Annotated in this window: 8 protein-coding genes; all 8 read left to right on the top strand. The window is 71.3% G+C overall.

Annotation, left to right across the window (positions count from 1 at the left end; translation table 11 throughout):
- Positions 1–90: 90 nt before the first annotated feature.
- Positions 91–828: an acylneuraminate cytidylyltransferase gene (locus FDZ70_04740; protein ID TLM78031.1), complete on the top strand. Its 738-nt coding sequence runs from the start codon at positions 91–93 to the stop codon at positions 826–828.
- A gap of 14 nt (positions 829–842) precedes the next feature.
- A complete protein-coding gene (locus FDZ70_04735) occupies positions 843–1904 on the top strand; it encodes an N-acetylneuraminate synthase (protein ID TLM78030.1) in 1062 nt (353 codons plus the stop codon).
- A gap of 9 nt (positions 1905–1913) precedes the next feature.
- A complete protein-coding gene (locus tag FDZ70_04730; GenBank protein ID TLM78029.1) occupies positions 1914–2636 on the top strand; it encodes a glycosyltransferase in 723 nt (240 codons plus the stop codon).
- Complete coding sequence (locus tag FDZ70_04725) at positions 2633–3349, top strand: hypothetical protein (protein ID TLM78028.1); 717 nt, start codon at positions 2633–2635, stop codon at positions 3347–3349. The genes FDZ70_04730 and FDZ70_04725 overlap by 4 nt, the downstream gene beginning before the upstream one ends.
- 15 nt (positions 3350–3364) lie before the next feature.
- Positions 3365–4069 carry a hypothetical protein gene (locus FDZ70_04720; GenBank protein TLM78027.1) on the top strand — a complete coding sequence of 235 codons (705 nt, stop codon included), beginning with the start codon at positions 3365–3367 and terminating at the stop codon, positions 4067–4069.
- A gap of 19 nt (positions 4070–4088) precedes the next feature.
- On the top strand, positions 4089–4874 hold the full coding sequence (locus FDZ70_04715) for a glucose-1-phosphate cytidylyltransferase (protein ID TLM78026.1): 786 nt from the start codon (positions 4089–4091) through the stop codon (positions 4872–4874).
- A 93-nt stretch (positions 4875–4967) separates the two neighbouring features.
- The gene (locus FDZ70_04710) at positions 4968–5966 is read left to right on the top strand and encodes an NAD-dependent epimerase/dehydratase family protein (protein ID TLM78032.1); all 999 of its coding nucleotides are present in this window, start codon (positions 4968–4970) and stop codon (positions 5964–5966) included.
- The coding region (locus FDZ70_04705; protein TLM78025.1) for a UDP-glucose/GDP-mannose dehydrogenase family protein at positions 5963–7032 on the top strand (1070 nt) is incomplete at its 3' end. The genes FDZ70_04710 and FDZ70_04705, both read left to right, overlap by 4 nt.

Below are 7032 nucleotides of genomic sequence, written 5' to 3'. Positions count from 1 at the left end.
CCTCGCGCGCGAGCGTGCGGCCGCGCTCGGCCGCACGCTCGCGCGCGAGGTCCGAGCCGGGGACGCGATCACCGAGGAGGCGCTCATCTGATGCGGCTGCTCGGACTCGTCGCGTGCCGCACCGGCAGCTCTCGGCTGCCCGGGAAGGCGTTCCGCGAGCTCGGCGGCGTGCCGCTGCTCGGCCGCGTGCTGGACCGCGTGACGGCCGGCGTCGCGTTCGGCGAGGTCGTGGTGTGCACCACGGTCGACCCGGCCGACGATGCCATCGAGGAGTACTGCGCGGGCCGCGGCGTGGCGGTGCACCGGGGGCCGGTCGAGGACGTCCTCGGGCGGTTCCTCGGCGCGATGGAGTCGCGCCCCTCCGAGTACGTCGCGCGCATCACCGGCGACAACCCGCTGTCCGACGTGCCGGCGATGCTCGGTGCGCTCGGCCACCTCGAGCGGACCGGCGGCGACTACTCGCGCCCCGACGGCGTGCCGCTCGGGTGCGCGATCGAGGTCGCGCGCGCGGACGCCCTGCGCGAGCTGCACGAGCGCACGCTCGCGCCCGAGCTCACCGAGTACATGACGTGGTTCTTCGAGCTCGCGCCGTTCGTGCGCTGTGAACTGTGGCCGGCGCCCGACGAGGTCCGCTTCCCCGATCTGCGCCTCACCGTCGACCTCGAGAGCGACCTCGCGTTCCTCGAGCGGGTGCTCGCGCACTTCGGCGGCGTCTTCCCGCCGTTGCCCGAGATCGTCGCGTACTGCCGTACTCTTGACGACGCGCCTCGCGTCGCGCGTGACCCGGCGGCCGAGGCGGCCGTCCGCGACCGCATCCGCTTCGCGTGAGGGAAGGACCGCAGATGGAGCGCAGCATCGACATCGGCAACGGCGTGCACCTCGGCGGCGGTGCGCCGTGCGTGGTCCTGCTGGATGCCGGCGTGAACCACAACAACGACATGGACCGCGCCATCGCGCTCATCGACACGGCGGCCGCCGGGGGAGCGTCGGCGATCAAGTTCCAGACCTACACCGCCGAGGAGATCTCCACGAAGACCGCGCCGCGCTACTGGGACCCGAAGCTCGACACCGACGGCGGCGGGTCGCAGTACGACATGTTCAAGAAGGTGGACCACCTGCCCAAGAGCGCGTACGCCGAGATGAAGGCGCACGCCGCCGGGCTCGGTATCGCGTTCTCGTCGTCGCCGTTCGGCATGGAGTCCGCGCGGTTCCTCATCTCACTCGACGTCGACTTCTTCAAGATCGCCTCGGCCGAGCTCATCTACCACGACATGATCCGGGTGTGCGCGGAGACCGGCAAGCCGCTGATCATGTCGACCGGCACCGCGACGATCGGCGAGATCGAGGAGGCCATCCAGGTGTGCCTCGACGCCGGCAACGACCGGATCGCGCTGCAGCACTGCATCCTGAGCTACCCGTGCCGCGACGAGGACGCGAACCTCGCCCGGATGCTGAAGATGAAGCAGTTCTGGCCCGAGTTGCCCGTGGGCTACAGCGACCACACGCTCGGCACGCGCATCCCGCTCGCAGCGGTCGCGATGGGCGCCGTGAGCATCGAGAAGCACTACACGGTCGACAAGTCGCTGCCCGATTCGCCCGACCACGGCCTGTCGCTGTCGGCCGACGAACTGCCCGGCTTCATGGACGACGTGCGCGCGGTCGAGTCGGCGATCGGCGTCTACGCCAACGGTCACTACCCGGCCGAGGAGAAGGCGTGGTTGTACGCGCGCAAGTCGCTGACCGCGGCGGTCGACATCTGCGCCGGCGAGGTCATCACCGCCGACAAGCTCGCCGTGAAGCGGCCGGGCACCGGGATCTACGCGCGTCACGCCGACGTGGTCGTCGGCCGCACGGCGAAGGCCGACATCCCCGCCGACACGACGATCACTTGGGACATGGTGTAGGGAGCTTTCGTGAAGGCCACGGTCGTCATGTGCTCGTATGGGTACGCGCGCTGGATCGCCGAGGCGGTCGACAGCGTGCTGGACCAGGACCCGCCCGCCGGCGGGTTCGAGCTCGTGATCGTGCACCGCCCGAGCGGCGACGGGACCGAGGAGGTCCTCGCGCGGTACGCCGGCGACCAGCGGGTGCGCGTGCTGGCGCAGTCGGGGACCGGGTTGCCGCAGGCCGCCAACCAGGGGCTTGCCGCGGCTGCGGGCGACTACGTGATGCGCCTCGACGCGGACGATGTGCTGCTCCCCGGCACGCTGCACGCCGAGTGCGGCGCGCTCGACGCGCATCCTGGGATCGGCTTCGTCTACGGCGATGCGGTCTACCTGTTCGAGGACACCGGGCGGCGGGCGCGCAAGCCGCTGCCGCCCTACGACCCGGACGAGCTCGCGTCGCGTGGCGAGTTCCTCACCGGCGCGACCACGTGGCGCCGCGACGTGCTCGAGTCGCTCGGCGGGTTCGACGAGTCGCTGCCGACGCTCGAGGGCTACGACCTTTCGCTGCGTATGCTGGACGCCGGCGTGATGGGGATCCACCTCGACATGCCCGCCTTCGAGTACCGCATCCATGGCGCCTCGATGAGCGACGAGACCGAACTGGTGCGCACCACCGCCGAGGCGATCGCCGCGCGGCACGGCCGGGTCTACGAGCGCAACGCCAACCACCCGCGGGAGTATCCGTCGTGAGCACCGGGCGCATCGCGGTGGTGATGGCGGGCGGCGAGGGCGTGCGGCTGCGCCCGCTGACGTACGGCATCCCGAAGCCGCTGCTGCCGGTCGGGCCGTACACGGTGCTCGAACACCTCGTGACGCGGCTGGCCTCACAGGGCTTCTCGCGTATCCACGTGCTCGCGAGCTACCGCTTCGAGAAGTTCGCCGAGGCGGTCGCACCCTACGCGGAGCGCTACGGGATCGCCGTCGACCTCAGTCGCGAAGAGGTCCGGCTCGGCACCATGGGCGGGCTGCACGCGCTCGCCGCCGAGCTCGCCGCGCCGTTCCTGCTGGTCAACGCGGACCTCGTGCTCGAGGCGGACTTCGCGGCGATGCTGGATGCGCACGCGCGCTCGGGCGCCGATCTCACCGTCGGAGTGAAGCCGTACACCGACACCGTGCCGTACGGGGTGATCACCGTTGACGACGCGGGCCGGCTTCTGCGCATCGACGAGAAGCCCTCGCGCGTGCAGCTGGTCGCGGTAGGCGCGTACGCCGTCTCGCCGGGGGTGCTCGGACTGCTCGATGGCGCCGCCGCCGACGTTCCGGACGTCATCGCGCGCCTGCTCGCGGAAGGCAGGCCGGTCGGCACGCACGAGCTGGACGGCATGTGGCTCGACGTCGGCCAGGCCGACGACTACGAGCGCGCGGCGGCGCTGCTCGACGACGTGGAGCGTGAGTTCGAGTGAGCGGGAAGGCGTGCCATGTACGAGGGTAGGCGCGTGCTCACACTCGTCCCGGCCCGCGGGCGATGCGACGGCATCGACCACATGAACATGCGCGAGCTCGGCGGGCATCCGCTCCTGCGCTACACCCTGCGGGTCGCGGCGCAGCTTCCCTTCGTCGACCGGCTGTTCGTCTCGACCGAGAACGAGCGCATCGCCGCGTACGCGCGCGAGCATGGCGTGGACGTCCCCGCTCTGCGCAGTGAGGCGCTGTCCGAGCCCGACGTGGTGATGGAGGACATCGTCGCCGAGGCGCTCGCGCGGTTCGCCGAGTCGGGCGAGGAGTTCGACCTGGTGCTGGTGCTGTACCCGAACGCCCCGTTCAAGCGCCCGGAGGCCATCGCGCGGGCGATGGCGCTCGCGCTGTCCTGCGACTTCGTCGTGCCGCTGTACGGCCATCGCGACTATCTCTGGGAGGTCGACGGCGACCGCGCGCGGCTCGCGGGAGACGCCGAGCGCACGAGCCGCGAGGCCGCGACCGTCAAGCACGAGGAGCGCGGCGGCATCTACGTCTACAATCTGGCGAGCGGCCGGTGGGCGGACCCCGACACCCGCGAGACCGGGTTCGTCGAGGTCGGCTTCCACGAGTCGCGGATGGTGAACACCGTGTACGACCTGCTCATGTTCGAGCGGCTCGCCCGGCTGCCGGGCTCGCTCGTCGACGACCTGCTGACCTGCGACTGACCGCGTCGAAGGGGACGAGATGACCGACGTCGTGATCCTGTGCGGAGGCAAGGGCACGCGCCTTGCCGAGGAGACCGGCCTGCGGCCGAAGCCGATGGTCGAGGTGGGCGGCATGCCGCTGCTCTGGCACATCATGAAGCACTACGCCGCAGCCGGTCACACCCGCTTCGTCCTCGCGCTCGGGTACAAGGGTGACTACATCAAGTCGTGGTTCCTCCACTACCGGATGGCCGGATCCGATCTCACCATCACGCTCGACCCCAAGGTCGAGCCCGTGGTGCACGGCGGGGCCGCCGAGCCGTGGGAGGTCGTGCTCGTCGACACCGGCGAGGAGTCGCTGAAGGGCGCCCGCATCAAGCGGCTCGCGAGCCACCTCACCGGTGACCGCTTCCACGTCACCTACGGCGACGGGGTCGGCGACGTCGACATCGCCGCCCTCGAGGCCTCGCACGTCGCGAGCGGCGCGACGGGCACCATCACCGGCGTGCGCCCGCCGTCCAGGTTCGGTGAGCTCGCGATCGAGGGCGACCGCGTGGTCCGCTTCGAGGAGAAGCCCCAGCTCGCCGAGGGCGGTTCCTACATCAACGGCGGCTTCATGGTCTTCGAGCGCGCCTTCCTCGACCGCCTGACGACCGATGAGTCGTGCGACCTGGAGTTCGGCGCGCTGCAGGACCTCGCCGCCGACGGTGGGCTGGGGGTCTGGCGTCACGACGGGTTCTGGCAGTGCATGGACACCGTGCGCGACCGCGACTACCTCGAGCGCAGGTGGGCCGCCGGCGACGCGCCGTGGAAGACGTGGGAGTGACGCCGCGTGGCTGACACGGTCTTCGAGCGGGACCTCGTTGCGATCCGAGAGGCGCTGACACCGGAGCAGGCGGCGCGCTTCGGCGGCTCCTCTGTGCTCGTCACGGGCTGCGCCGGGTTCCTCGGGTTCTACATCACCTCGTTCCTGGCGCGCTATGCGACGGAGTTGGGCATCGAACGGATCGTGGGGACCGACACGTTCCTGCTCGCGCGGCCGGCGTGGCTCGATGAGCTCGCGAAGCTGCCGCACGTCGAGATCGTCGCCCACGATATCGCGCATGACGCGATCGGTGACATCCCGCACGCGCGCGACGTCGACCTGGTGCTGCACATGGCGTCGATCGCCAGCCCGGTCTTCTACCGCAAGCACCCCGTCGTCACCATGGAGGCGAACGTCTGGGGCCTGCGCCGCCTGCTCGACTTCTACGGCGAGGGGGGCCTGCGCGGACTCGTCTTCTTCTCGTCCTCCGAGATCTACGGAGACCCGACCCCCGATGCGATCCCCACGCCCGAGGGGTATCGCGGGCTCGTCTCATGCACGGGCCCGCGCGCCTGCTACGACGAGGCGAAGCGCTTCGGCGAGACGATGTGCTGGGTGTACGCGCAGGAGTACGGGCTGCCCGTGACCGCCGTGCGCCCGTTCAACAACTACGGCCCCGGGATGCGCTTGGACGACCGGCGCGCGCCCGCGGACTTCGCCAAGGCGGTGGTCGAGGGCCGCGACATCGTCCTGCTCTCGGACGGCACCCCGACGCGGACCTTCTGCTACGTGGCGGACGCGGTCGCCGGCTACGTCAAGGCGCTCGTCCACGGCTCGTACGACGCGTTCAACATCGGCGTGGAGCGGCCCGAGATCACGATGCGGCAGCTCGCCGATACGTACGTCGCGGCAGGGGCCGAGGTGTTCGGCTACACGGGCGTCGTGCGTTTCGAGGCGCCGGACGAGGCCGCGTACCTCACGCACAACCCGCAGCGCCGCTGCCCGGACATCAGCCACGCGCGCGAGATGCTCGGGTACGACCCGCGCGTCGAGGTCGACGAGGGCGTCGGGCGCTTCCTGCGCTTCCTTCGCGAGACAGGGGCACGCGCATGAGCAAGGTCGCCGTCATAGGGCTCGGGTTCGTCGGGCTGACCACGGCGCTCGGCTTCGCGGCCAAGGGCCACGAGGTCGCGGGTGTCGAGTCGGGCGAGCGGCGCAGAGCCGATCTCGAGGCAGGGCGCGTGCCGTTCCACGAGCCGGGCCTGGCCGAGGCGCTCGCCGACTGCCTCGGCGACACGTTCGCCGTCACCGGCGACCTCGCGGGCGCCGTGCGCGGCGCGGACGCGGTGTTCGTGTGCGTGGGCACGCCGTCCGGCGACGACGGCGCCGCGGACCTCACGCACCTCGATGCGGCGGTGGCACAGGTGCTCGACGCCGTGCGCGACGAGGCGGTCAAGCCGGTGCTCGTCGTGAAGTCCACCGTGCCGCCGGGCACCACCGCCGGCCACGTCGCCGGGCTCGTCGCCGGTACCGGCGTGCCGGTGGCGGCGAACCCCGAGTTCCTGCGCGAGGGAGTGGCCTGGGACGACTTCATGCACCCGGACCGCATCGTCATCGGGTGCGAGGATCCGCGCGCCGCCGAGGTGCTCCAGCGGCTGTACGACGCGTTCGACGCCGACGTGTGCGTGGTATCGCTCACCACCGCCGAGTTCATCAAGTACCTCTCGAACACCCTGCTCGCGACGTTGGTCAGCTACGCCAACGAGATGTCGATGATCGCAGACGGGCTCGGGGACGTGGACGTGCCGGCCGCCTTCCGCATCCTGCACCGCGACAGGCGCTGGAGCGGGCATCCGGCCGCGATGGCGTCGTACGCGTACCCGGGCGCCGGCTTCGGCGGCTACTGCCTGCCGAAAGACACCGCCGCGCTCGCCGCGCGCGCCCGCATGCTCGGCGTCGAGCCGCGCATCCTCGACGGGGTGCTCGCGGTCAACGTCGCGATCGCCGAGCACGTCGCGGACCGGATCGCCGAGGCGGCCGGCGGCGGCGTGGTCTCGCTGCTCGGGCTGGCGTTCAAGCCCGGCAGCGACGACGTGCGCGAGGCGCCCACGGCCGCGGTCGTGCGCGCGCTGGCCGCGCGCGGCGTGGCGCGCCTGCTCGCGTACGACCCGATGGCGGC

It is taken from the genome of Actinomycetota bacterium (assembly GCA_005774595.1).
Classification (GTDB): domain Bacteria; phylum Actinomycetota; class Coriobacteriia; order Anaerosomatales; family D1FN1-002; genus D1FN1-002.
Note: the sequence above shows the minus strand (reverse complement) of the source record. Positions and strands in the feature narration are given on the sequence as shown.